This is a genomic window from Paeniglutamicibacter cryotolerans, assembly GCF_014190875.1.
In the GTDB taxonomy this organism is placed as follows: Bacteria; Actinomycetota; Actinomycetes; order Actinomycetales; family Micrococcaceae; genus Paeniglutamicibacter; species Paeniglutamicibacter cryotolerans.
Window position 1 is genome coordinate 2,365,338 of sequence record NZ_JACHVS010000001.1, and the last position, 23,914, is coordinate 2,389,251.

Annotated in this window: 18 protein-coding genes; 10 read left to right on the forward strand and 8 right to left on the reverse strand. The window is 65.6% G+C overall.

The window, feature by feature from the left end:
• Positions 1-69 precede the first annotated feature (69 nt).
• The 3 genes from ligA to E9229_RS10880 all read left to right on the forward strand — a co-directional run bounded on the left by ligA (position 70) and on the right by E9229_RS10880 (position 4,853).
• Positions 70-2,445 carry an NAD-dependent DNA ligase LigA gene (gene ligA, locus E9229_RS10870; RefSeq protein ID WP_183511232.1) on the forward strand — a complete coding sequence of 792 codons (2,376 nt, stop codon included), beginning with the start codon at positions 70-72 and terminating at the stop codon, positions 2,443-2,445.
• A gap of 3 nt (positions 2,446-2,448) precedes the next feature.
• A complete protein-coding gene (locus E9229_RS10875; RefSeq protein ID WP_183511233.1) occupies positions 2,449-3,273 on the forward strand; it encodes an inositol monophosphatase family protein in 825 nt (274 codons plus the stop codon).
• A gap of 158 nt (positions 3,274-3,431) precedes the next feature.
• Positions 3,432-4,853: a glutamate decarboxylase gene (locus E9229_RS10880; RefSeq protein WP_183511234.1), complete on the forward strand. Its 1,422-nt coding sequence runs from the start codon at positions 3,432-3,434 to the stop codon at positions 4,851-4,853.
• Between the two features lie 107 nt (positions 4,854-4,960).
• Here the strand turns inward: E9229_RS10880 and E9229_RS10885 are convergent, their stop codons facing one another.
• From E9229_RS10885 to E9229_RS10915, 7 genes are all read right to left on the reverse strand, one after another.
• Positions 4,961-5,752, reverse strand: coding sequence for a glucosamine-6-phosphate deaminase (locus E9229_RS10885; RefSeq protein WP_183511235.1), 792 nt, complete (start codon positions 5,750-5,752; stop codon positions 4,961-4,963).
• Positions 5,753-5,774: 22 nt separating this feature from the next.
• On the reverse strand, positions 5,775-6,704 hold the full coding sequence (locus tag E9229_RS10890; protein ID WP_183511236.1) for an ROK family protein: 930 nt from the start codon (positions 6,702-6,704) through the stop codon (positions 5,775-5,777).
• Positions 6,701-8,122, reverse strand: coding sequence for a glycoside hydrolase family 3 protein (locus E9229_RS10895; RefSeq protein ID WP_183511238.1), 1,422 nt, complete (start codon positions 8,120-8,122; stop codon positions 6,701-6,703). The genes E9229_RS10890 and E9229_RS10895 overlap by 4 nt, the downstream gene beginning before the upstream one ends.
• A gap of 2 nt (positions 8,123-8,124) precedes the next feature.
• Positions 8,125-8,967, reverse strand: coding sequence for a carbohydrate ABC transporter permease (locus E9229_RS10900; protein ID WP_183511239.1), 843 nt, complete (start codon positions 8,965-8,967; stop codon positions 8,125-8,127).
• 1 nt (position 8,968) lies between these two features.
• Entirely contained in the window at positions 8,969-9,931 is a 963-nt protein-coding gene (locus tag E9229_RS10905; protein WP_183511240.1) for a carbohydrate ABC transporter permease, read from the reverse strand.
• 89 nt (positions 9,932-10,020) lie between these two features.
• Positions 10,021-11,397, reverse strand: coding sequence for an extracellular solute-binding protein (locus E9229_RS10910; RefSeq protein ID WP_183511241.1), 1,377 nt, complete (start codon positions 11,395-11,397; stop codon positions 10,021-10,023).
• Between the two features lie 71 nt (positions 11,398-11,468).
• A complete protein-coding gene (locus tag E9229_RS10915; protein WP_246380472.1) occupies positions 11,469-12,503 on the reverse strand; it encodes an ROK family transcriptional regulator in 1,035 nt (344 codons plus the stop codon).
• Between the two features lie 355 nt (positions 12,504-12,858).
• Here E9229_RS10915 and E9229_RS10920 point away from each other — a divergent pair, with 355 nt between their 5' ends.
• The 7 genes from E9229_RS10920 (at position 12,859) to gatB (ending at position 21,992) form a co-directional block, all read left to right on the forward strand.
• A complete protein-coding gene (locus tag E9229_RS10920) occupies positions 12,859-13,383 on the forward strand; it encodes a GNAT family N-acetyltransferase (protein WP_183511243.1) in 525 nt (174 codons plus the stop codon).
• Between the two features lie 669 nt (positions 13,384-14,052).
• A complete protein-coding gene (locus E9229_RS10925; RefSeq protein WP_246380473.1) occupies positions 14,053-15,651 on the forward strand; it encodes an FMN-binding glutamate synthase family protein in 1,599 nt (532 codons plus the stop codon).
• Positions 15,648-17,375 (forward strand): thiamine pyrophosphate-dependent enzyme, encoded by a 1,728-nt coding sequence (locus E9229_RS10930; RefSeq protein WP_183511246.1) that lies wholly within the window; start codon positions 15,648-15,650, stop codon positions 17,373-17,375. The genes E9229_RS10925 and E9229_RS10930 overlap by 4 nt, the downstream gene beginning before the upstream one ends.
• A 547-nt stretch (positions 17,376-17,922) precedes the next feature.
• Positions 17,923-18,483 carry a maltokinase N-terminal cap-like domain-containing protein gene (locus tag E9229_RS10935; protein WP_183511247.1) on the forward strand — a complete coding sequence of 187 codons (561 nt, stop codon included), beginning with the start codon at positions 17,923-17,925 and terminating at the stop codon, positions 18,481-18,483.
• Positions 18,484-18,627: 144 nt separating this feature from the next.
• Positions 18,628-18,924, forward strand: a complete 297-nt coding sequence (gatC, locus tag E9229_RS10940; RefSeq protein WP_183511248.1) for an Asp-tRNA(Asn)/Glu-tRNA(Gln) amidotransferase subunit GatC — start codon at positions 18,628-18,630, stop codon at positions 18,922-18,924.
• Positions 18,925-18,928: 4 nt separating this feature from the next.
• Positions 18,929-20,476, forward strand: coding sequence for an Asp-tRNA(Asn)/Glu-tRNA(Gln) amidotransferase subunit GatA (gatA, locus tag E9229_RS10945; RefSeq protein WP_183511250.1), 1,548 nt, complete (start codon positions 18,929-18,931; stop codon positions 20,474-20,476).
• A 1-nt stretch (position 20,477) separates the two neighbouring features.
• The gene (gatB, locus tag E9229_RS10950) at positions 20,478-21,992 is read left to right on the forward strand and encodes an Asp-tRNA(Asn)/Glu-tRNA(Gln) amidotransferase subunit GatB (protein ID WP_183511251.1); all 1,515 of its coding nucleotides are present in this window, start codon (positions 20,478-20,480) and stop codon (positions 21,990-21,992) included.
• 181 nt (positions 21,993-22,173) lie between these two features.
• Here gatB and E9229_RS10955 read toward each other — a convergent pair whose 3' ends face one another.
• Positions 22,174-23,886 (reverse strand): HNH endonuclease signature motif containing protein, encoded by a 1,713-nt coding sequence (locus E9229_RS10955; protein WP_183511252.1) that lies wholly within the window; start codon positions 23,884-23,886, stop codon positions 22,174-22,176.
• Positions 23,887-23,914 lie beyond the last annotated feature (28 nt).

A 23,914-nucleotide genomic window follows, 5' to 3' on the forward strand; every position in this document is an offset into this window, starting at 1 on the left:
ATTGTCCCCCCCTGCAAATGGTCCGGTTTGCGGCCCGCCGGTGCCCGGATCCACCCGCGCGTCGGCGCAATGGGGCAAGATGGTTCAGTGAGTGAGAACGAGCTGAACACAGCAGATCAGATCCCCGCCGACCAGGGCGGCACGCAGCCCGCGGACATCGGGCTGCTCCCGGAGTCCCTACGCACCGAATACGAGAAACTCGTCGAGGACGTGCGCAGGTACCGCTTCGCGTACTACAACGAAGACAACCCGTTGGTCTCCGATGCCGAATTCGATGTGCTGTACTCCCGGCTGGAAGAAATCGAGGCACTGCACCCCGGCATTGTCTCCCATGATTCGCCCACCCAGGAGGTTGGCGGGGAGGTCTCCGCCGCGTTCTCCCCGGTCACGCACCTGAGCCGGATGTACTCGCTGGAGGATGTATTCTCGCTCGAAGAGGTCACCGCGTGGGCCGACAAGGCTGCAGCCAACGCCGCCATCCAGGCACCCGGGGAGCGGCTGCGCTGGCTCTGCGAGGTGAAGATCGACGGCCTGGCCATCAACCTGCTCTACCGCAACGGCAAGCTGGTGCGCGCCGCCACCCGCGGCGATGGGACCACCGGCGAGGACGTCACCCACAACGTGCTCACCATTAAGGACATCCCGGTCCAGCTGTCCGGTTCCGGCTGGCCCGCCGAGGTCGAGATCCGCGGGGAGATCTTCATCCCCTCGCAGGCGTTTGCCGAATTCAACGCTGCACTGCTTGAGGCAGGCAAGGCCCAGCTCGCGAACCCGCGCAACGCCGCCGCCGGCTCGCTGCGGCAGAAGGACCCGGCCGAGACGGCCAAGCGACCGCTGCGGATGTTCGTGCACGGCATCGGTGCCCGCGAGGGCCTGGCTTCCACCACCCAGTCCGAAACGTACGAGCTGCTGCGCTCTTGGGGCCTGCCCGTCTCCCCGTACTCCAGGGTCGTCGACTCGATCGAGCAGGTGCTGGCGTACATCGAGGAGAACGGTGCCCACCGCCACGACCTGCTCCATGAGATCGACGGCATCGTGGTGAAGACCGACTCCTTCGAGATCCAGCGCGCACTGGGCTTCACCTCGCGTGTCCCGCGCTGGTCGGTGGCCTACAAGTACCCGCCGGAGGAGGTCCACACCGAGCTGCTGGACATCCAGGTCCAGGTCGGGCGCACCGGGCGGGTCACGCCGTTCGGGATCATGGCACCGGTGCTGGTCGCCGGTTCCACCGTCGAACGGGCAACCCTGCACAACCAGGACGTGGTCAAGGCCAAGGGCGTGAAAATCGGCGACATCGTGATCCTGCGCAAGGCCGGCGACGTGATCCCCGAGATCGTCGGCCCGGTGCTGGCACTGCGCGAGGGCCGCGAGCAGCTGCTTCGCGACTTCGTGATGCCCGAAAACTGCCCCTCCTGCGGCGAACCGCTTGCCCCGGCGAAGGAGGGCGACATCGACATCCGCTGCCTGAATGCCCGCTCCTGCCCGATCCAGCTCACCGAACGCGTGGCGCACCTGGGCTCGCGCGGCGCGTTCGACATCGAGGCGCTGGGTTACGAGGCAGCGCAGGCCCTGACTGTGGGACCCGGTCCGGACCCGTCCGCCAACGGCAGCGTGATTGCCCCCGCCGGACCGGGCCCGTTGACCAACGATTCCCAGGTCTTTGCGCTGGCGGCGGGCAACCCCGATCCGGCGCTGCGCGAGTCGCTGGCCGAGGTGGTGGTGTGGCGGGAAATCCGGGCCAAGGGCGAGGGCACCGGGCGCTTCCACCAGGTCCCGTACTTCTACACGAAGGCGACGTCGAAGAAGGAATCGGTACCGTCCAAGACCACGCTCAAGCTCTTCGAGGAGCTGGAAAAGGCCAAGTCGCAACCGCTGTGGCGGGTGCTGGTGGCGCTGTCGATCAGGCATGTGGGGCCCACCGCTTCACGCGCGCTGGCCACCCGGTACGGGAACATGGAGGCGCTTACCAAGGCGCTGGAGGACCCGGAGGCACGCACGCACCTGGCCGACATCGATGGCCTCGGGCCGATCATCGCCGACGCGCTCATCGAGTGGTTCGACGTCGACTGGCATCGTGGGATCGTCGGGCAATGGAAGTCCGATGGCGTCCTGATGGCCGACGCGCTTGATGCATCGACGCCGCGCACGCTGGAGGGGCTGAGCATCGTGGTCACCGGCACGCTGCCGAACTTCAGCCGCGACGAGGCCAAGGAGGCCATCATCACCCGCGGCGGCAAGGGCGCAGGATCGGTCTCCAAGAACACCAGCTTCCTGGTGGCAGGCGATGCGGCCGGATCGAAGCTGGACAAGGCGGTCAGCCTCGGCGTTCCGGTGCTCGACGAGGAAGGGTTCCTGGCCCTGCTGGAGCATGGACCGGCGGCCTTCGCCGACGGGGCCCCCGGCGTCGACGACACCGGTAACGACACGGAAACGGACAGGGAGTAGACCATGGGCGCACCGGACATCGAGGAACTGCTGGCCATCGCCCGGACGGCGGCCGCGGCTGGCGCCGCCGTGCTCGCCGAGCGGAGCGGGGTCCACATCGACACCGAAACCAAGAGCGCGGCAGGGGACTGGGTCACCGGCTACGACCGCGCTGCCGAACAGGCGGTGCGCGAAGTCATCACAGCCGCCCGGCCCCACGATGCGATCACCGGCGAGGAATACGGCAGCACCGTTCCGCAGACCCCCAGCGACTACCGCTGGTCCATCGACCCGCTGGATGGCACGGCGAACTTCGTGCGCGGGATCCGCTACTACGCGACATCAGTGGCGGTGGCCGGGCCTGCGCCCGACGGCAACGGGGAAACCGCCTGGCTCGCCGGCGTGGTGCAGGCCCCGGCCTTGGGCCAAACCTACTGGGCCTCCCGCGGACGGGGCGCCTGGCTGGCTGATGCCGGCGGGGTCGGCCACCTCGCCGTGCGTCGGCTGCACGGGCCCGACCCCGGGGAAACGGCAAGGATCCTGGCCAGCGGTTTCGGCTATGATGCCGAACGGCGCAAATTCCAGCTCGGCGTGCTGGCAGATCTGCTGCCGGGCTTCGCAAATATCCGCCGGATCGGCTCGGCCGCCCTCGATCTGTGCCTGGTCGCTGACGGAACCATCGACGCCTATGCCGAGTACGGCACCGGCGAGCACGACTGGTCCGCCGGCGCCCTGATCGCGGAGGAATCCGGTGTCCCGGTGCTGCGCCCGGAGTCCGACCCGGGCTGGCAGGCCGCCGGCTACGTTGACTTCTCGCTGCTGCACCCGCCCCGGGGCCGGGCCGGCTAGCGGAGGTCGCCACGGGGGACGGCCGCGAGGGAAGAACCACCCGGGAGAACCACCCGGGACAACGGAGAACGGGGGACGTACTCTGGGGAGCATGGCTGCCCTGGCCGGGGCACGCCAAGCCCGGGGCAGCCTTGCACCCCCTGAAGTGGGAGTAGCCGATGACCGATCGGAATGTGCCGTTCAATCCCTATGACGATGTCTATTCCAGCTCGGCGCTCCGTGCCCCGGCACCGCGCAAGGGCTTCCCCGAAGCGGAAGCCGACCCACGGGCCATCTACCAGCTGGTCCACGACGAATTGCTGCTGGACGGGGTCTCTCGGATGAACCTGGCCACGTTCTGCTCCACCTGGATCGAGCCGGAGGCGCAGGCGCTGATGGCCGAATCCATAGACAAGAACATCGTGGACAAGGACGAGTACCCGCAGGCAGCCGAGCTGGAAAACCGCTGCGTGCACATGCTGGCTGACCTCTTCCATGCTCCGGACCCGGCTGGCAGCATGGGCACCAGCACCATCGGTTCCAGCGAAGCGGCGATGATGAGCGGGCTGGCCGCCAAATGGCGGTGGAAGGCCAGGCGCCAGGCCGCCGGGCTGGAACATGCGACACCGAACATCGTCAGCGGTTCGGTCCAGGTCTGCTGGGAAAAGTTCGCCCGCTACTTTGATGTGGAGCTGCGTCAGGTTCCCATGAACGACCGGTACCTGCTCACGCCCGAGGAGGTGCTCGCAGCGGTGGACGAGAACACTATTGCCGTGGTTTCCACGTTTGGCCAGACCTTCACCGGGATGTTCGAGGACGTGGCGGGCATCAGCGCCGCCCTGGACGGTTTCCAGGAACGCACCGGGCTGGATATCCCGCTGCACGTCGATGCGGCATCGGGCGGGTTCGTCGCACCCTTCTGCGCACCGGAGGTGATCTGGGATTTCCGGCTCCCGCGGGTCAAATCGATCAACGTGTCCGGGCACAAGACCGGGCTGGCGCCGCTGGGCAGCGGCTGGGCAATCTGGCGCGAGAGGGCTGACCTTCCCGAAGAGCTGATTTTCAAGGTCAACTACCTGGGCGGGGAAATGCCGACCTTCAACCTGAACTTCTCCCGGCCCGGGGGACAAGTTATCTGCTCGTACTACAACTTCCTGCGCCTGGGCCGCGAGGGCTATGCCAAGGTACAGGGCACCGCCTACGAAGTGGCCGCCTATCTGGCCCGGGAGATAGCAGCGCTGGGCCGCTTTGAGATGGTCTTCGAGGGCCAGCCGGATCATGGCATCCCGGCCGTCACCTGGAAGCATGATTCGGGGGAGCACGCGCACAGCCTGTTCGACCTGGCCGACGAGCTGCGCATGCGCGGTTGGCTGGTCCCGGCCTACACGCTGCCGCCGGCCCAGGAGGAGGTTGCCGTGCAGCGGGTCATCGTGCGGCGCGGCTTCAGCCTGGACATGGCCCAGATGCTGCTCGAGGATCTGAGCCGCGCACTGGACAAGCTCGATGCCCGCCCGCCGGCACATCCGATGCTCCCCTCGGAGGGGTCGAATTTCAACCACAATGCCACGCCCGTGGTTTCGGACGCGATGCTCGGCCGGTAGGCCCCGTGCGGCACCGGGGCCCTCCTCGACGACCCGGTGCCGCACGCACAGAGGCCCGCTTCCCGGTACCGGGAGGCGGGCCTCTGTGCGTGCGCGCTCGATAAGTCCTAGACGGTGACCTGGAAGCCGAGCGCCGAGGCGTCGTAGTACTCGCGGTTCCGCAGACCGGAGGCGGCGGCCTCATCGAGGCAGATCACCACGTCGGGGTGCAGCTGCAGTACCGAGGCCGGGCAGGACGCGGTCAGCGGTCCCTCGATGGCAGCCGCCACTGCCTCGGCCTTGGCGGCACCGGTGGCGATGAGCACCAGCCGGCGCGCTTCGCGCAGCGTACCCAGGCCCTGGGTGACGCAGTGGGTGGGGACGTGGCCGATACCTGCGAAGAAGCGGGCGTTGTCCTCGCGGGTCTGGTTGGCCAGACGCATGATCCGGGTACGTGATGCCAGCGAGGATCCGGGCTCGTTGAAGCCCACATGGCCGTTGGTGCCGATGCCCAGGATCTGTACGTCAATGCCGCCCACCGCGGCGATCTTCGCGTCGTAGGCGGCGGCGGCGGCGGCGATCTCCGCGCGCGCGGCGCCCATGCCATCGGGCACGTTCAGGTTGGCTTCGGGCAAGCCGATGACCTTGCAGACATCGTTGAGCAGGGTCTGGCGGTAGGACTGTTCCCGGTCGGGTGCGATCCCGATGTATTCGTCGAGGGCGAAGCCCAGCGTTTCGGAGAAATCGACGTCACCGCGGGCCACGGCGGCGGCGAGCTCGGCGTAGAGCCCCAGCGGGGAGGACCCGGTGGCCAGTCCGAGCACCAGCCGATGGCCATCGACGCGCCGCAGCCCGTCCAACACGGCGTCCGCGGCACGTTTTGCCGCCTCAGCGGGGTCCTGGGCAATCAGTACTTCCATAACCTCTGTCAATCCTTTGTTGTTAGGTGTGGTGCGGCAGCAATGCGGCACCCAGGGCAGCCACCGGAACGTCTGAGGGCAGCAACTCGAACCGTTCGGCGAGACCCAGCGAGGAAACGAATTCGGAGGAGTCGGCACGGCGGTCCAATTCCGAGCGTATACCGTCCCTCAGCGCCGGTCCCAATGCGACCAGTCCGCCGCCGAGCACTATCCGGTCGGCACCGGTGGTCAGCACGAGCAGCTGCAGCGACAGCGCGATTCCGGTGCACAGGACCCGTGCGGCGGCCGCCGCCTGCTCGTCGCCGGCGGCGCCGGCAGCGAACGGATCGCGGCCCCGGGGCTGGGCCCAGAGCCGGTCCAGGGCCGAACCCGAGGCGAGGGTTTCCAGGCAGCCGGTCTGGCCGCATTTGCACCGGGCATCCCCGCCCATGGGCAGGTGTCCGATTTCCCCGACGACGCCGTCGAGGCCGCGCAGGACTTCTCCGTCGCGGACCACGGCGGCGGCCAGACCGGTGCCGATGTTCAGGTAGGCCAGGGTCCGGTGGGTCGTGGCGCGGTACAGCCCGGTTCCCGGGCCGCGCAGGCCCGTGCGGGCCGCCATCAGCTGGTCGGCGCCCAGCGCTGCCGCCTTCACGTCGTTTTCGACCGCCACCGCGTAGCCCAGTTCGGCCTCGAGCTCGACGGCGAGGTTCAGCCCCGTGACCCCCAGGTTCACCGCATGGCGGACCATGCCGGTGGATGGTTCGACGAGGCCCGGCATACAGGCCCCGGCGGATGCCGGCCGGATCGAACCGGTCTCGGCGATGGCTTGGCGGGCCAGTGCGGCCGCCACCTGGACCACCTGGCGTGGACCGTATCCGGAGCGGGCCGTGCACAGCGCCGCCACCGTCCCGTCGTCGCGCACGATGGCCGCGGCCGTCTTGGTTCCGCCGATGTCCAGACCCAGCCTCATGTCGCCACGTCCACGTCCACGGATCCGAGCAGCTGGGCCAGGGCGCGGGAAACGGAGAGCGAGGCGCCAAAGGTCACCACGTCGGCATTGCCCCGCGGCCAGCCGCATTCGACGACCAGCACCCGGTGTCCAGCGCGGGACAAGCGGTCCCGCACTGCCCACAGCGGGTGGTCGGCGTCGAGGTTCCGGCCAATCAGCGCGACCTTCTCCCCACCGCCAAGCTGCTCCTCGGTGCGCCCGCCACCGGTGGCGGCCGGCCCCCAGGGCACGGAGCCGACGGCCATGTTCGCGGCCGAATCGACCTGTATCAGGGCCGCCGGGGCGGGATCCGCGATCCAGCCGGACACCGTATCGCAGAGTTCGAACGCCGTGGCGATGACCTCCGCGGTTGGCACCGTCCCACCGCTCTGCGGGGACCCCGCGGGGAAGGCCCCGGCCAGCACGGCGGTGCGTCGGGCAGCGTCTTGCAGGCGTTCGATCGGCAACCGGTCCGAGGCCACCGCGGCGACGATGGCGTCCAGACAGTGCGTGTAGGTTTCTTCGGTGGTTTCCGAACCGAGGCAGAGCAGGTCCGCCCCGGCGGCCAGGGCGCGGACGGCGGCCTCGGGGATCCCGGTGTCCGCGCTGGCTCCGGCCATGTCCAGGGCATCGGTGATGACGGCGCCCGTGAAGCCCATCGAGGTGCGCAGCAGGTCGCCCAGGATCGCGCTCGAGAAGGTGGCTGGATTCACCGGGTCCAGCGCATCGACCAGGATGTGGCTGGTCATGATGCTGGCGCCGTTGCAGGTCACCACGGCCCGGAACGGGGCCAGTTCGCGCTCGTGAAGCAGTGCGGCATCGACATCCAGGCGCGGCAGGGCCAGGTGCGAGTCGGTGGCAGTGTCCCCGTGGCCGGGGAAGTGCTTGGAGCACGATGCCACGCCTGCCCCCTCGATCCCGCGGATCCAGGCGCTGGTGTGGGCGGCGACCAGCCCGGGGTCCGCCCCGAAGCTGCGTACGCCGATGACGGGGTTTTCCGGGGTGGAGTTAACATCGGCATCGGGGGCCAGGTTCAGATTGATTCCGTAGCCGGCCAGCTCGGCGCCGATGGCCGCCGCGCTGGCCTCGGTCAGCGCCGGGTCGTTGATCCGCCCCAGCAAGGCGTTTCCGGGCTGGTTGGAGCCGGTGAGGTAGTGCAGGCGGGTGACGTCCCCACCCTCCTCGTCTACGGCAAGCAGCAGGTCCGGGGCCAGTGAGCGCAGTTCGGCGCAGAGTTCGCGCAACTGCGTGGAGGATTCGAGATTCGTTCCGTAGAGGGCGATGGAGGCCAGCCCGCCGGCCAGCGCGCGGGCCACCCACGCGGGGGTGGTGGTACCGCTGAAGCCGGGCATCAGCGTGCCGGCGGCGAGGACCCGTGGGTCGGTGGTGGGAGTCGACATGGTTAGCCTTTCACCGCGCCGCCGACGAGCCCGGAGCTCATCTTGGACTGGACCAGGAGGAAGAAGATGATGACGGGGACTGCGACCAGCGTCGAGGCCGCCATGACCATTCCCCAGTCGGTTTCGCGGGTGGCGCTTGATTGCACGAAGCCGCGCAGCCACAACGGCAATGTCTGGTTCTCGCCGTCCATGAGCACCAGCGCGACGGTGAACTCGTTCCAGGCCTGCAGGAATGCGTAGACGCCGGAGGCGACCAGCCCCGGAGCCAGCAGCGGGAAGGTGATGCGCAGGAAGGCCTGCGTACGCGAGAGCCCGTCGACCATGGCAGCCTCCTCCAGCTCGGCGGGGACGCCGGCGACGAATCCACGCAGCATCCAGATGGTGAATGGCACCACTGCCGCTGTATAGAGCACGGTCAGCCCAATCACGTTGTTGAGCATGCCCACTGAGGACATCATCTTGTACTGGGCGATGAACATGCCCTCGGCGGGGAGCATCTGGATCAGCAGCAGGGCCAGGATGAAGGACTTGCGGCCCTTGAAACGGAACCGGGAAATGGCCAGCGCGCCGAGGAAGGCAATGAACAGCACGATCGCCACCGTGCTCAGCGTGACGGTCAGCGAGATGCCCAGGGCGGTGAAGAAGCTGCCATCGTTGTGCTTGAAGACCGAGGTGAAGTTGTCCAGCGAGCCGCCGAAGGGCAGGAATGTCGGGGTGAGGGACTGCAGCGTGGAATTCGGCAGCAGGGAGGAATTCAGCATCCAGTACACCGGGAAGGCCCAAGCCAGGGCAATGACCACGGCGAGCAGGGTGTAGAAGCTGGTGGCGACGGATTTCAGGCTCATGTTAGTTTTCCTCCTTCATCAGCGAGCGTACGTAGTACCAGCTGATGGCAACGGTGATGATGAGCATGAGGATCGATACGGCGCTGGCCGTTCCGAAGTCCCCTGACCCAACACCCAGTTGGTAGATATAGGTGCCGAGCATGTTGGTTTCGCTGGCCGTGCCGCCGGCCTCCTGCAGCAGTTTGATCTGGGTAAAGACGCGCAGGTCCCAGATCAGCTGCAGCAGCAGCACGATCGAAAGCACCGGTGCAATCAACGGCATCACAATCAGCCGGGTCCGCTGCCAGCCGGTGGCGCCGTCCATTTCGGCGGCTTCGAGGACCTCGGCCGAGACCTGGGTAAGCCCGGCGTAGATGCTCAGCGCAACAAAAGGGACGGACATCCAGACTACGATGACCACGGCGATGGCAAAGAAGGTCACCGGACTGGCCAGCCAGTTGTGTCCAATGGAGTCGGCACCGAACTTGTCCAGCACCCAGTTCAGCACGCCGCGGCGCCAGTCGACCAGCCAGATCCAGACGGTCATGGTCGCGACCACGGGCATCGACCAGGCCAGCAGCATGGCGATCTGGAGGATGAGCCGGGCAGCGGTGCCGACGCGCTTCATCAGCATCGCCAGGCCGCCGCCGATGGCAACCGTGGAGAAGGCGCAGATCAGGCAGAAGAGCAGCGAGCGTCCCAGCACGACCCACAGGTACGGGTCCTGGAGAAGGGCGATGTAGTTGGCGAAGCCGACCCATTCCGGTGCGGCGCCGAACTGCTGCAGCAGGCCGAATTTCTTGAAGCTGGTGATGAACTGCCAGCCGATCGGGTACCCCAGTGCGGCCATCAGGACCACGATCGAGGGAAGGATCAGCAGCACCGGTGCAACCCACGTGCGCTTCTTCCGGGGTGTCTTCAGCTGCGCGGCGGGTGTCTCGACCCTTTGCCTGGCTTGGGGTGGTGCCGGGGCATTCGTGGACATGGTGGGCCTTTCGGTGCGGCGCTGGCCGGTAAAGCGGAGAGGGCATTAAAACGGTGACCGGGAACGAATCCCCGGCCACCGTTTGAGGGTTATTTCAGGTTGAGCATCGGGGTGATCTTGGCATCGTACTCGGCGGCCAGGGCCGGCAGGTCGCTGCTGTCACGGAGCTTGCCGAAGAACTCTTCCATGATCATCTTGCTTTCGACCGTGGCCCACCCCGGCGCGGCGGGGGTCAGCTTCGAGTTGGAAGCGGAGGCAACCAGTGCCTTGGCGAACTGGTCGGTGCCCAGTGCCTCAACGTAGTCGGAGTTTGCCGGGCCCAGGCCGGCCTTGCCGAGCATGCTCTGGTAGTCGGAGGAGAAGATGATGCGCATCAGTTCCTTGGACAGTTCGGGGTTCTGCGATTGTGCGGAGATGCCGATGTTGGAACCGCCAGCAAAGACCGGTGCCGGCTTGCCGTCGTTGCCCGGCAGGACCAGCGTGCCGAACTTCTTATCGTTCCATTCGCGGATGTCCTTGCCGGTCTTCGGGTCCTTGACCGAATCGCCGATGGACCAGTGCGCCCAACCCGGTGCCATGATGGTGGCTGCGGCGAGCGAGGTCTTGCCGGTGGGCTTGCCGTTCTCGTCCAGGATCTGGTCGGCGTCGTTGATGTAGAGCCAAGGGGAGACATCCTTGGCGTCTGCCGGTGCCTTGGAAGCGTTCTTGTAGATGTCCTGCAGCTGTTCCAGGCCCTTGATCGTGTTCGGATCCGAGAGCGTGGAGACCCACTGGCCGTTGTCCTTCTTGGCCAGATCGCCGCCGTTGGCGAAGATCCAGGAAATGCCGTTGCGCCAGTCCTGGCCGCCGAGGAAGAACCCGGAGAAGTCCTTGATGTCGCGAGGGTTCTTCTCGGTGATGGTCTTCACCGCAGCGTTGAATTCATCGAGGGTCGTGGGAGTTTCGACGCCCGCTTCCTTCCACAGGTCCGTGCGCGTAAACATGAATCGCGAGCCGAAGTAGTAGGGAAGGGTGAACTTCTTCTCATCGACGGCGCCGGCAGCAACGAAGGAGGGCAGCAGTTTGCCGCCGCCCAATTCCGTGTACATGTCCGAGATGTCCAGGAACGCGTTGGCATAGGTGAAGGTCGGCGAGGTGGTGTTTCCGACCTCCACGACGTCCGGGGTGTTCTTCGGATCGGGCATGGCGGTGAGCATCTTGGCGACGACATCGCCCCAGCCCTGCTCCTCGATCTTCAGCGTGGCACCGGTGTTCTTCTTGAACGTATCGGTGAGGTAGGTGCGCAGCTCGGGGCCGGTATCGCCGCCATTGAGCCACAGGGTAATGCTCTTGCCCGAGTTGTCGACGGGCGCTTCCTGGCTGGCGGGACTCGTGTTGGAGGCAGTCGGTGCTGTCGATCCGCCACAGGCGGACAACATCAGCGCCGCGGCTGCGGTCATTGCCGCAATGCCGAGGAACTTCTTCATGGTGATCCTTTCGAAGGGGGTATGGGACCGAAGCTGACGGTCCCGTGCGAAGGGTCTAGCGAGGAGGCGGATCAGGCCACTCCCAACTGGTTCCAAAGAACCATGACCGCCGCGCCGAGCAGGACGATGTCCTGTGGTTCGGCAGCGAGGCGAACGGAAATCAGGGGTGGGTTCTGGGGCAGCATGCGAGAGCGCAGAGTCTGCTCTACGCTGTCGCGCAGGATGCCGTCGAGCAGCTGGATCGGGCCGCTGAGCACGACCTCCGAGAGATCCAACGCGGCGGCGACGGGGGCAAGGGCAATGGCCAGGCGCTCGCCGGCAGTCTGCAGGACTGCATCGGCATCGGCCGCGGGGCTGGAACCGGTGGCTGCGAGTCCGAGGGCCCGTTCCAGCGAGGGGACGGAAAGCCAGGTTTCGAGGCAGCCGGTCTTGCCGCATTTGCAGGGGACCCCGCCATCGGTGCCGACGGTGACGTGTCCGATTTCCCCCGCCGCGGAGTGGGCGCCGAGGGCGCGGCGGCCGCCGACGATCAGCCCGGAGCCGACGCCGCGGCCGACCTTGACCAGGATCATGTCGCTGGAGCCGGTGCCGAAGGTGTAGTCGGCGTGGACTGCCGCGTCGGCATCGTTGGAGACGAGGGTGGGTAGACCGGTGTGCTGCTGGAGCAGGGCGCGGAGCGGGACGTTGCTCCAGCCGAGGTTCGGCGCCGTGAGCACCATCCCGTCTGGGTTCACGATGCCGGGGGTTCCGACACCGATGCCGAGCAGGGGAGCGGTGGCCAGGGCAACGGCGGCCGTGGCCAGCTCCAGGACGAGCCGGGTGATTTCCTCGCCGGTCTCGTTGTCCAAGCTTCGTTCGGCACGGTGCAGGATGGTGCCATCCAGGTCCAGGACTGCGGCGCGCAGGACCTGGTTCTCTGCCAGGTCAAGGCCGACGATCTGCAGGCCGTGGCGGTTGACGTCGACCAGAATGGCAGGCTTGCCGGGGCGGACCTCGTCAGACTGGCCGAGCTCGAGGGCATGCCCGCGTTCAAGCAGCTCGGAAACCAGGTCCGAGACGGTGACCCGGGTCAAACCCAGGGAGCGGGAGAGGTCGGCGCGGCTCATGGCCCCATCCGCATGGAGGGTCTTCAATACGAGCGCGAGGTTGTGGGCACGGCCGTGGGCCGGGAGTGCTGCGCCGCTTGCCTCGAGTGTGCGGAGAGGTCCTCTGGTGATTGCCATGAAAGTTAGTAAACTGTACTAACAAACATTTCGCAAGGGTTTTCCGCTGAAAAATATGACGTGACGCAAGTGTTACTTACTCGCTGGTAGCAATTTGTTCGTGACACCCGATCGTGCACGCCGGTTCTTGGGAGGGGTGCGGCACCCGCTGGCATCGTCCCGGAGCCGGTGTGAGGTTGGCTACACCGCGCGGCGTGGGCTGGTGGCCGGGCGCGTGAAACTGCCACACTTGATGCTAATGACTACCTCCACACTTACCCCGAATCCGACGCTCACCATCCGCACCGCCACCGAATCGGACTACGCGGAGATCGGGCGCATCACGGTCGATGCCTACATCGATGCCGGCCACTTCGATGACCGCGAACACCCGTACCTGCAGTTCGTGCAGGAAGTTGCCAAGCGCCACGAAACCACCGAGATCCTTGTGGCCGAGCGCGAAGGCATCGTCATCGGAGCCGTCACCATGGTGCGTGCAGGAACCGAATACGCGGACATCGCCCGCGAAAACGAACTCGAATTCCGGATGCTCGTCATTGATCCGGTGGTCCAGCGTTCGGGCGCCGGCCGCGCCCTGCTGCGTGCGGTCATCGACCGCGCACGCGAAATCGAGGACGTGGACACCGTCTCGTTGACCACCGGAGGGCATTGGATGGCCGCCCGCGCACTGTATGAGGTCGAGGGCTTCGACCACGTCACCGAGCGCGACTGGTTCGTTCCGGACACCGACATCGTGCTGGTCGTCTACACGCTCACCCTGTAGCCACTGCTTTTCCAGCGGGCCCCGCCGAATCACTTCGGCGGGGCCCGAGGTCGTTTCGGGCGCTCCGCCTCGGGGCCCAGACGGAGCGCCAGCGCGCAGGTGGCGTATCCCTGAACTCCATTGCCGAAGGCTCGGTCTGTCTCTCACGCCACGAATTTTCTGGCGGGATGTGGGGGATCGAAAGAGCTCGAGCCGGTGTCGCAGTGCAGTTGGTGCCACGGTGCAGGTGGCTTTCTGGCTAGGGCCGGTTTCATCGTTGGATCCGTTCCATGCGACAACTCGGCAAGGTTCCTGCCTGGCATCTTGGCGCCGGTGCCTTGGCACGTGCCGGGCGTCACTGATCAGTTCACTGCTAACCGCGGGCCGCCACCTCGGTGTGCTCAAGTCGCCGGTGTACCGGCCTCGGGCTTGCTGTCCCGATCCCGCTTCAGGTCTCCGATGGGTCCTGGAATCAGGCTGCCAGCCGTGTGCTCAGGTCGGCCTCGAGCGAAGCGCCGACCAGCGGATCGGGTGGATGGATCTACTCGGATCGCCTCCGGTTCATACCCACGTGAGGCCACCGCTGCACGATCCTGGCGATCAGACCGGCACTTGAGATCAATTCATTCTTCACCGGGGGTCCGCAATTCCAGGAATCGGGCTTAAGCTGGGGCCATGTTGAGGGTCTGGATGCTTTCGGTATTATCCGTTCTAACGGCACTTTCGGTCGTTTTAGCCGTGCTAGAGGGAGTCGGCTGGTGGTTTGCGGTTGGGGTATTCGCCGTGATTTTGGCAGTGGCAGTGGCAGATGCGACGCAGCAGAAGCACTCGATTCTGCGCAATTACCCAGTGATCGGCCACTTTCGCTACTTTCTGGAGTACATCCGCCCGGAACTCCAGCAGTACTTCATTGAACGAAATTACGATGGTCGACCGTACGACAGGGACACCCGTTCGCTGATCTATGAACGGGCCAAGGGCACCAACCAAGAGCAGGCCTTTGGCACAGAACGCGATGTCAATGAGATCGGCTACGAGTACCTCGTACACTCCACTGCTCCGCTGGAGCCGCCAGAGGTGGCGCCGCGGGTCACGATAGGAGGTCCAGACTGCACTCGTCCCTATGAGATGTCATTGCTGAACGTTTCAGCAATGAGTTTTGGGGCCCTGTCGGCCAATGCCGTGCTGGCCATGAACAAGGGGGCCGCCATGGGGGGATTTGCCCAAGATACCGGCGAGGGCGGACTCACCGATTACCACTTGAAAAACGGCGGGGACCTCGTTTGGGAGATCGGCAGCGGATATTTCGGCGCCAGGACCAAGGAGGGGCACTTCGATCCGAAGTTGTTTGCAGATAAGGCCGCACACCAGTCGGTGAAATGCGTTTCGCTCAAGCTCAGCCAGGGCGCCAAGCCCGGCATCGGGGGTGTGTTGCCTGCCGGAAAAGTCAGCGCCGAGATAGCCGAGGCACGCAATGTCCCGCAGGGGGTCAAATGCGTCAGCCCCCCGGCTCACCAGGTCTTCTCGACGCCTCGTGAACTCATCCAATTCATGGCCACCTTGCGGGAGCTCACCCAAGGCAAGCCCGTTGGCTTCAAGCTATGCGTCGGTTCGCGCAGCGACGTACTGCGTATCTGCAAGGCCATGCTCACGGAGGGAATCACGCCGGATTTCATTATCGTCGACGGCTCGGAGGGCGGTACAGGCGCCGCGCCCATGGAGTACGAAGACCACATGGGAACACCGTTGACCGAAGGCCTGATGCTAGTCCATAACGCCTTGGTGGGGATGGGGCTGCGGGACAGGATCCGGGTGGGGGCTTCCGGTAAGGTGGCGACCGGAACGGATATCGTGAAACGGATCATCCAGGGTGCGGACTACACCAATGCGGCCCGTGCCATGATGATGGCTACCGGCTGCATCCAGGCGCAACGCTGCCACACCAACAAGTGTCCGGTGGGCGTGACCACACAGGATCCTCGTCGGGCCCGGGCTCTGGATGTAGAAGATAAGAGCCACCGGGTTCAACGCTTTCAGGAGTCGACGGTCAGCGAGGCCATGCGCATGATGGCCTCCATGGGGGCCATCACTGCAGGAGAACTCAACCCGGAAATGCTTCGCCGCCGAATTGGCCCTCTGGACACGCGTTCCTACGCCGAACTCTACGACTGGCTTATGCCCGGTGAGCTGCTGGCTGAGGTCCCGGAATCGTGGGCCAAGGATTGGGAGTTGGCCACCGTCGACGCATTTGGGCCAAAATTTCCCCACAACGCAGGGCCCCGATCATGAGCACCGTGGCAACGATGGTCATCGCAGCCCTGGCCGATCTTGGTGTTAAGACTGTATGGGGTGTGGTGGGCGATGCCTTGAACCCGCTAACCGACGCCATTCGGACCGATGGCCGGCTGGAATGGGTGGGTGTGCGGCACGAGGAGGTCGCGGCCTTTGCCGCCGGAGCCCAGTCACAGCTGACCGGAACCCTGGGCGTCTGCATGGGAACCGTAGGCCCGGGGTCGATCCACCTGCTCAATGGACTCTATGATGCAAAGAAATCCCATACTCCGGTGCTCGCCATCTGCGGCCAGGTACCCAGCGAAGAGATCGGCAGTGACTTCTTCCAGGAGGTCGACAATGACCGGCTTTTCAGCGATGTTGCGGTCTTCGCACGCACCGTGACCAGTGCGGCCCAGATGCCCTATCTGCTGGAACAGGCAGTGAATACGGCCATGGCCCGCCGCGGTGTCGCCGTGTTATCCATCCCCGGCGATATCGGCGCCCAGCAACTTGAACGAGACACTGTGGCAAACTTCGTCGATCTGGAACGGCCCGTCGCGGCCCACCCCGAAGCGGTGCGGTCTGCGGCCAAGGCCCTGAACGCCGCGGAGCGGGTGACCATGCTGGTGGGCATGGGGTCGCGCGACGCGAAGAATCTGGTCCTGGAGGTCGCCGATCGACTTGCCGCACCCATAGTATTGACGCTCAAAGCCAAGGAGAAGTTGGAAGAGGCGAACCGGTTCCAGATCGGGCAGGCCGGTTTAATCGGGAACCCCGCAGCCCAACGCGCACTCGAAGACTGCCAGGTGCTGCTGATGGTGGGAACGGATTTCCCCTACCGTGATTCGTACCCCGAGGGTAAGACAGTTATCCAAATCGACAGTAGGGGTGAACACATCGGTCGCCGGACCCTGGTGACCCATGGTGTGGTTGGGGACGCCGGACTGACGCTGACTGCCTTATTGTCCGAACTTGAAACCAAGGACGACCGATCGCATTTGGACGAAGCCCGCGGCAAATACGTGCAGTGGAGCAAACGGGTTTCGAAATTAGCCGGCTCAGGCTACGACATCACCTTGGTGGGTCGGGCTCGGGCGTTGGCTGATAATCCGCAGGGGGCCATTCGCCCGGAGGCGGTAGCCGCGGCGATTGATCGGCATGCTTCGGGATCGGCGATCTTCACCTCGGATACCGGGATGGCGACAGTGTGGTTGGCCCGCTACGTGAGCATGGGTGAGCACCGTAGGCTGTTGGGCTCCTACAACCTCGGGTCCATGGCCAACGCCATGCCCCAGGCGTTAGGTGCATCCGCCCTGGACCGTACCCGACAAGTGGTGGCCTTCTGCGGAGACGGCGGTCTAACCATGCTGATGGGTGATCTTTTGACGGCGGTCGCATACAACTTGCCGGTGAAGCTGGTGGTGTTCAACAACGGCCGGTTGGGCATGGTCAAACTGGAGCAGGAACAGGGGGGATTGCCGGAGTTTGGAACAGTTTTGAAGAACCCCGACCTTGCTGCGGTAGGACGAGCCTGCGGACTGCACGGTATCCGTGTGGAGGCTGCGGGCGAGCTGGACGCCGCGGTCCAGCAGGCTCTGGCACATGACGGACCCGTGCTGTTGGACGTGGTGACGAACCCGGATGAAATCTCCATTCCACCTAATGCATCGGTCGGGCAGGCCTGGGGCTTTGCCATCGCCAAAATTAAGGAGAGTTTGTCGTCGAATGAAACTCCCTGAACCATTGAGGGACGCCGGCATAGGCCATTGAGTGGTTCTTGGCATGAAATTCAGCGGAAAGTATGTTTTACAACAGATCAGCCGATGTGGAAACAACACCGGAGGCGGGATCCCGGTGCGGTGGAAATCAGGTTTCACGCGCTGGGGAAGCTAGATCGGGCTAATTCTCCGCTCTCCCACAGTCGGGCCGATCCGTGGGCAAGGATGCGAACGGATAAGGAAGGGCTGCTCAAAGTGGAATATCCGGACCTGATGCCAGCTGCTGCCCTAAGCGATGTCATTCAGGACCGACAAAGCCTGAGGGAGCCTGCTCAGGTGCTCCCAAGCAAAGTTGGGCTCTGTTGATGAGGGATGATTCCGACGAGCGGGGGCGCCGACCGTCCTGAGTAAGCGTCCTGAGTAAGACAGGATTCCAAGCGTGCAAACGCCAGGGAAAAATATGTTTGACCGATCTGCAGAAAAGGATTCACGGCCACGTGTCTAGGTTTGGGTAGGCTCATTCGCAAGGCCGCGTAAAATCGCGCAGACACCTGAAGGAGTGACCGGAATGTCGGAGATTTTCGATACCACCATGAATCCCAGCAAGGGCGAACTGATCGCCGCTTGGCTGCCGCTCCAGTCCTGGTATGGGGGAGCGCGGGTTCCGGAGTTCGATGTTGTGGGTGGATTCAGGCTGGATGACCCGGCCGGAGAGGTCGGCATGGAGTTTATTTTCATCACCGAGACCTCCACCGGAACACCGACCACCTATCAGGTGCCGCTTGCCTATCGGAGTGCTCCCTGCCCGGAAGCGGTGCCCGGCCTGCTGGGCACAAGCGAGCACGGGGTGTTGGGCACGCGCTGGATCTACGATGGCGAGCACGACCCGGTACTCATGGCACAGGTAGTCGAACTGCTCGAAGGTCGGGCAGTGGCCCAGCACCAGAACGACTCGTACGTCCTGGCCGACAACATCACAGTGGCCCCGGGGAAGGCTGTCGGGGCCACTGCCCCGGTGCTGGTGCGGGTCCTTGAACCCGGGACCGAAGCCGCCGGTGCTGGCGTCATAGCGAGCTGGACCCGGGCAGATGGATCCACCGGACGGGCACTGGCCATCGCCGCCGGCTGAATACCGGAGGCCCTCGGGCGCGAACCCCGGAGCCGTTGTTCCCGGGCGCTGGAGGTGTGGCACGAAGCAACGGGAAGCAACGGGAAGCAACTTCAAGGAACTAGACTGATGGGGATAACCATCCGCCCAAACCCAGGGAGATATATGTCTGCCATCAGTCGTGAGGACGTCGTGCACTTGGCGCGCCTAGCCCACATTGAGATGAGCGATGCCGAGCTGGACAAGATGACCGGCGAACTCGGCCACATCGTCGAGGCCATCGCATCGGTGAGCGAGGCCGCAGGGGCCGACGTTCCCGCCACCAGCCACCCGATTCCGCTGACCAATGTGTTCCGTGAGGACGTGGTCGGCCCGACGCTGACAGCCGAGCAGGCACTGATGAACGCCCCCGACTCCGTGGACACCCGCTTCCGGGTCCCGGCCATCCTGGACGGTGAGTAAAGCCATGAACGAGATCATTAAGTACTCCGCCACCGTGCTCGCTGCCAAGCTGCGGTCCGGTGAGCTCACCTCGGTGCAGGCCGTCCAAGCATGCCTCGATCGCATTGCCGCGGTTGACGGCGGCGAAAACGGCGTCAACGCCTTCCTGCACGTCAACACCGAGCAGGCCTTGGCCGTTGCCGCCGAGGTCGACGCCATCCGCGCCGCTGGCGGAGCAGAAGCCGAGGCGCTGCACCCGCTGGCCGGCGTCCCGATCGCAGTCAAGGATCTGATCGTCACCATCGGACAGCCGACAACTGCCGGCTCGAAAATGCTCGAGGGCTGGATGAGCCCCTACGATGCGACGGTAGTCGAAAAGATCCGCGCCGCCAAGATGCCAATCCTGGGCAAGACGAACCTGGACGAATTCGCCATGGGTTCCTCCACCGAACACTCCGCCTACGGGCCGACTCGCAACCCGTGGGATCTGGGCCGGATCCCCGGCGGTTCAGGCGGCGGTTCGGCCGCAGCCGTTGCCGCCTTCGAGGCACCGCTGGCACTGGGCACCGATACCGGTGGCTCAATCCGCCAGCCCGGCGCCGTCACCGGCACCGTCGGCGTCAAACCGACCTACGGTGGCGTTTCGCGCTACGGGGCCATCGCCATGGCCTCCTCGCTGGACCAGATCGGCCCGGTCTCCCGGACCGTGCTCGACTCGGCCTACCTCCACGAGCTGATCGGCGGGCACGACCCGGCCGACTCCACCTCGCTGAACGAGCCGGTTCCGGCACTGGTCGAGGCGGCCGAACTCGGTGCCTCCGGTGACATGACCGGCGTGCGAGTCGGCGTCATCAAGGAACTGCAGGGCGAGGGCTACGAACCCGGCGTCCAGGCCCGTTTCAACGAGTCGCTTGAGGCACTGCGTGCAGCTGGCGCCGAAATCGTCGAGGTCTCCTGCCCGAACTTCAAGTACGCCCTCGGCGCCTACTACCTGATCATGCCCTCCGAAGTATCCTCGAATCTGGCTAAGTTCGACGGCGTCCGCTTCGGCAAGCGCGTGCTGCCGGCCGAAGGCCCGGTCACCATCGAACGCGTCATGGCAGCCACTCGCGCCGCCGGCTTCGGCGACGAGGTCAAGCGCCGCATCATCCTGGGCACCTACGCGCTCTCGGCCGGTTACTACGACGCCTACTATGGTTCGGCACAGAAAGTCCGCACGCTCATCCAGCGCGACTTCGCCGCAGCGTTCGAACTCGCCGATGTGCTGATCTCTCCGACCTCGCCCACAGTGGCGTTTGAGCTCGGCTCACGGACCAGCGACCCGTTGTCGATGTACCTCAACGACGTCGCGACCATTCCGGCGAACATGGCTGGCGTACCGGGCATCACCGTTCCCGGTGGCTTGTCTGAGGGCCTTCCGGTCGGCATCCAGTTCCTGGCCCCGGCCCGGGAAGACGCCCGGCTCTACCGTGCCGGCGCCGCACTGGAGAAGCTGCTTGAAGACTCCTGGGGCGGTCCATTGATCAACCAGGCACCCGAACTGACCGAAACCACCAAGGAAGGTGTCGCCTAGCATGGCAGCTTTCAACGACGTGCTCGTGGACTTCGACGAGGCACTGGATAAGTACGACCCGGTCCTGGGCTTCGAGGTCCACGTCGAACTGAGCACCAAGACCAAAATGTTCTCGGCTGCCCCGAACGAATTCGGCGACACCCCGAACACCAACGTCACCCCGGTCTGCCTGGGCCTGCCCGGGGTGCTGCCGGTGGTCAACAAGACGGCGGTGGAATACGCGATCCTGATCGGTCTGGCGCTGAACTGCAAGATCGCCGAGAGGTGCGGCTTCGCCCGGAAGAACTACTTCTACCCGGATACCCCGAAGAACTTCCAGACCTCCCAGTACGACGATCCGATTGCCTATGACGGCTGGTTGGACATCGAGCTGGAGGACGGCGAGGTCTTCCGCGTGGAGATCGAACGCGCCCACATGGAAGAGGACGCCGGGAAGCTCACCCACATGGGTGGGGCAACCGGCCGCATCCAGGGTGCCGACTACTCCCTGGTCGACTACAACCGCTCCGGCGTCCCGCTGGTGGAAATCGTCACCAAGACCATCCACGGTGCGGGCAAGCGCGCGCCGGAACTGGCCAAGGCGTACGTGGCAGCAATCCGCGAAATCGTGAAGAACCTCGGCGTTTCCGAGGCGAAGATGGAACGCGGCAACGTCCGTTGCGACGCCAACGTCTCGCTGATGCCCAAGGGCTCAGAGAAGCTGGGCACCCGCACCGAGACGAAGAACGTGAACTCGCTGCGCGCCGTCGAGCACGCCGTGCGTTTCGAGATCGAGCGCCACGCCGGTGTGCTGGACGCGGGTGACAAGATCGTCCAGGAAACCCGCCACTGGCACGAAGACACCCGTACGACTACCTCGGGCCGGCCGAAGTCCGACGCGGATGACTACCGCTACTTCCCGGAGCCGGACCTGGTCCCGATCATCACCACCCCGGAATGGATCGAGGAGCTGCGTGCGCGGCTGCCCGAGCCACCGGCAGCGCGCCGCAAGCGCCTGCAGGGGGACTGGGGCTACTCGGACGCCGAGTTCCGCGACGTGGTCAACGCGGGACTGATGGATGCCATCGAGGAAACTATCGCCTCCGGTGCCACTTCCGCGGTCGCCCGCAAGTGGTGGATGGGCGAAATCTCCCGCCTGGCCAAGAACGCCGACCTCGAGCCGACGGCTCTGGGCGTCACCCCGGCGACGATCATCGAGCTGAACTCGCTGATCACCGGTAAGAAGATCAATGACAAGATCGCCCGCCAGGTGCTCGAGTTGGTAGTGGCCGGCGAGGGCACTCCGACCGATATCGTCGCAGCCCGCTCGCTGGCGGTCGTTAACGACGACTCGGCGCTCGGGGCCGCGATCGACGCCGCCATGGAGGCCATGCCCGATGTGGTTGCCAAGGTCAAGGCCGGCAAGCTGCAGGCCATTGGAGCCCTCATGGGCCCGGTCATGAAGGCTACCCGCGGCCAGGCCGACGCCGGTCGCGTGCGTGAGCTGGTGCTGGAAAAGCTGGGCATCGAGGGCTGATTCCCCCGAGCCGGTGCCAGCGGGCCCCGTTCGTCTCCTTCGGGATGACGGACGGGGCCCGCTGTTTTCCGGGAGCAGCGCGCTTTCGCGGGGTGGCGCCGTGGTATGGGTCTGGCGCGGTGGCTGGTGCCGGTTCGGCGCCGGCTGGGTACTGGCCCGACGGCCAGTTGTCCATCCGGTGTCAGAAAAGCGCCGGTGTGGCGAGGTACGGCGGCGGACCCCCATGGTGGTTGCGCCGGGGTTGCTGGTCCGGGTCCATGAAGCGGGGCAGGATGACCGCGGGGAGCCCCTCGTCGTTGAGCTCGGCGCGGATCTGTCCGGTGTGGAAGGCATGGTGGTGGTTGGAACAGGCCGGGGTGCCGTCGCGGATGCCTGTGCGTCCGCCGGCTTCCCATGGAACCAGATGGTGGATTTCGCAGTGCTCGGGTGGCACGGTGCACCCGGGGACGATGCAGCCGCCATCCCTGGCCAGGATCGCCTGACGAAGGTACTCCGGGAAGTAGCGTTCACTCCGACCGAGGTCCAGGATCCGGGACGGACCGTTCATGATCATCGGGATGGCCCCGGCATGGCACAGTTCCTGCCGCAGTTCAGCCGGGGTGAGCCGCTGTCCGTGGGCGGTGCGTCCGGTCCCCGTGCTCCGGGCTTCGAGGTCCTCGAGCTGGGCGATGATCAGCAGCTGGGGCGAGGGCAGGCCGGTGGCCTTCTTCCCGGAGCCGGGCCGTCCGTTTGCGCGCAATAGGTTCAGCAGGCCCTGCAGGTGGCGTTGCGGGCGGGTGAGCCCGTCGACGCCGGCACCCGGGGCGTTTAGTGCCGTGTAGGAGTCGGTGTTTTCGACGGGGCTGTCGTGCAGGGTGAGCGCCTCGAGTTCCTCGAGGGTGTGCAACGGCTGGCCGGTGTCAATGCCGGGGGCCAGCAGGAAGTCCGGGAACACAGTGCCGGTGCCCGCTCCCTGACCGGATAGGGTGTCCAGTGCGGCCGGCTGCTCCGGCAGCCGGGTTCGGTCCCCGGCCTTGGTGCGCGGATTGTCGGTCTGGGCGCAGAGCGAGAGGAGCAGCTCGGCATCGGCGGCCCGGGTCCGCAACAGGAACTCGGCAGTTCCGGAGCGGTGGCCGCGGTAGAACAACCCGATGCGAGAGTCTACGATCTCCTGCGTCGGGACCGGCGTCCGGCGTTCGAGGGTGTTGCGCAGCTCATCCATCAGCTCCTTCGTGCCGCGAGGGTCACGGCTCACCGATTCGGCGACCCGGGCTTCCAAATCCCGGGATAGGGCCTCGGGGTCGGGTTGGGCATTGATGTGCGGGCGCAGCTTGGCGAGCCGTTTGGCCGCGGCTCCCACGTTCTTGAGGGAGGCGTTGCCGGTGGCGAGTTCGGCGGCCAGCCGGGCGAATTGCGGGGGCCGGGTGATGCCGTTGGCATCGGTCTGCGGGAAGAGGCGGGCGACAGTCTTCATGCGCGCACTGGCCTCGAAATATTCGATGCCCAGGGTGTTTTGCAGGAACTCGGCGGTGTCCTTGAACGTCGGGCGGCCGGTGGGCACACTGCGCGGGTCCGCGGGCAGGGGCCGGGTGCCGTCGATGTACCCGGCGGGGTGCAGCGACAGTGGCAGCAGTGCGTCGAGCGCCTCGACGGGGAGCTCGTGGGCCAGGGTGCGTTGGGCCAGGTCCGCTGCGATGAGTTGGGCATGGGCGGCACGGTCCTGGGCGTGCTCGGCGGCGTGGACGAAGAACGCGGCGTGGACCGGGGAGGTGGTGTTGACGCCGATGCGTGGGGTCAGCTCGTCGACGATGGCCTGGGCGGCGGCCAGGGCGCGCAGTTCATGGTCCGGTGACACCCGGTGGTCCGGGGCGTCACGGTGGCCCGTGACCGCGGCAATGAAATCTGTGGTGTGCATGGGACAAGCATGCTCCGAGGTCGTGACG

What these genes read in the sequence shown, in the direction of transcription:
- ligA (WP_183511232.1), top strand. Translation starts at nt 70, where the DNA reads ATGGGGCAAGATGGTTCAGTGAGTGAGAACGAGCTGAACACAGCAGAT.
- E9229_RS10925 (WP_246380473.1), top strand. Translation starts at nt 14,053, where the DNA reads ATGCTTTCGGTATTATCCGTTCTAACGGCACTTTCGGTCGTTTTAGCC.
- E9229_RS10920 (WP_183511243.1), top strand. Translation starts at nt 12,859, where the DNA reads ATGACTACCTCCACACTTACCCCGAATCCGACGCTCACCATCCGCACC.
- E9229_RS10910 (WP_183511241.1), bottom strand. Translation starts at nt 11,397, where the DNA reads ATGAAGAAGTTCCTCGGCATTGCGGCAATGACCGCAGCCGCGGCGCTG.
- E9229_RS10905 (WP_183511240.1), bottom strand. Translation starts at nt 9,931, where the DNA reads ATGTCCACGAATGCCCCGGCACCACCCCAAGCCAGGCAAAGGGTCGAG.
- E9229_RS10915 (WP_246380472.1), bottom strand. Translation starts at nt 12,503, where the DNA reads ATGAGCCGCGCCGACCTCTCCCGCTCCCTGGGTTTGACCCGGGTCACC.
- E9229_RS10890 (WP_183511236.1), bottom strand. Translation starts at nt 6,704, where the DNA reads ATGAGGCTGGGTCTGGACATCGGCGGAACCAAGACGGCCGCGGCCATC.
- E9229_RS10880 (WP_183511234.1), top strand. Translation starts at nt 3,432, where the DNA reads ATGACCGATCGGAATGTGCCGTTCAATCCCTATGACGATGTCTATTCC.
- gatA (WP_183511250.1), top strand. Translation starts at nt 18,929, where the DNA reads ATGAACGAGATCATTAAGTACTCCGCCACCGTGCTCGCTGCCAAGCTG.
- E9229_RS10935 (WP_183511247.1), top strand. Translation starts at nt 17,923, where the DNA reads ATGTCGGAGATTTTCGATACCACCATGAATCCCAGCAAGGGCGAACTG.
- E9229_RS10895 (WP_183511238.1), bottom strand. Translation starts at nt 8,122, where the DNA reads ATGTCGACTCCCACCACCGACCCACGGGTCCTCGCCGCCGGCACGCTG.
- gatB (WP_183511251.1), top strand. Translation starts at nt 20,478, where the DNA reads ATGGCAGCTTTCAACGACGTGCTCGTGGACTTCGACGAGGCACTGGAT.
- E9229_RS10900 (WP_183511239.1), bottom strand. Translation starts at nt 8,967, where the DNA reads ATGAGCCTGAAATCCGTCGCCACCAGCTTCTACACCCTGCTCGCCGTG.
- E9229_RS10930 (WP_183511246.1), top strand. Translation starts at nt 15,648, where the DNA reads ATGAGCACCGTGGCAACGATGGTCATCGCAGCCCTGGCCGATCTTGGT.
- E9229_RS10955 (WP_183511252.1), bottom strand. Translation starts at nt 23,886, where the DNA reads ATGCACACCACAGATTTCATTGCCGCGGTCACGGGCCACCGTGACGCC.
- E9229_RS10875 (WP_183511233.1), top strand. Translation starts at nt 2,449, where the DNA reads ATGGGCGCACCGGACATCGAGGAACTGCTGGCCATCGCCCGGACGGCG.
- gatC (WP_183511248.1), top strand. Translation starts at nt 18,628, where the DNA reads ATGTCTGCCATCAGTCGTGAGGACGTCGTGCACTTGGCGCGCCTAGCC.
- E9229_RS10885 (WP_183511235.1), bottom strand. Translation starts at nt 5,752, where the DNA reads ATGGAAGTACTGATTGCCCAGGACCCCGCTGAGGCGGCAAAACGTGCC.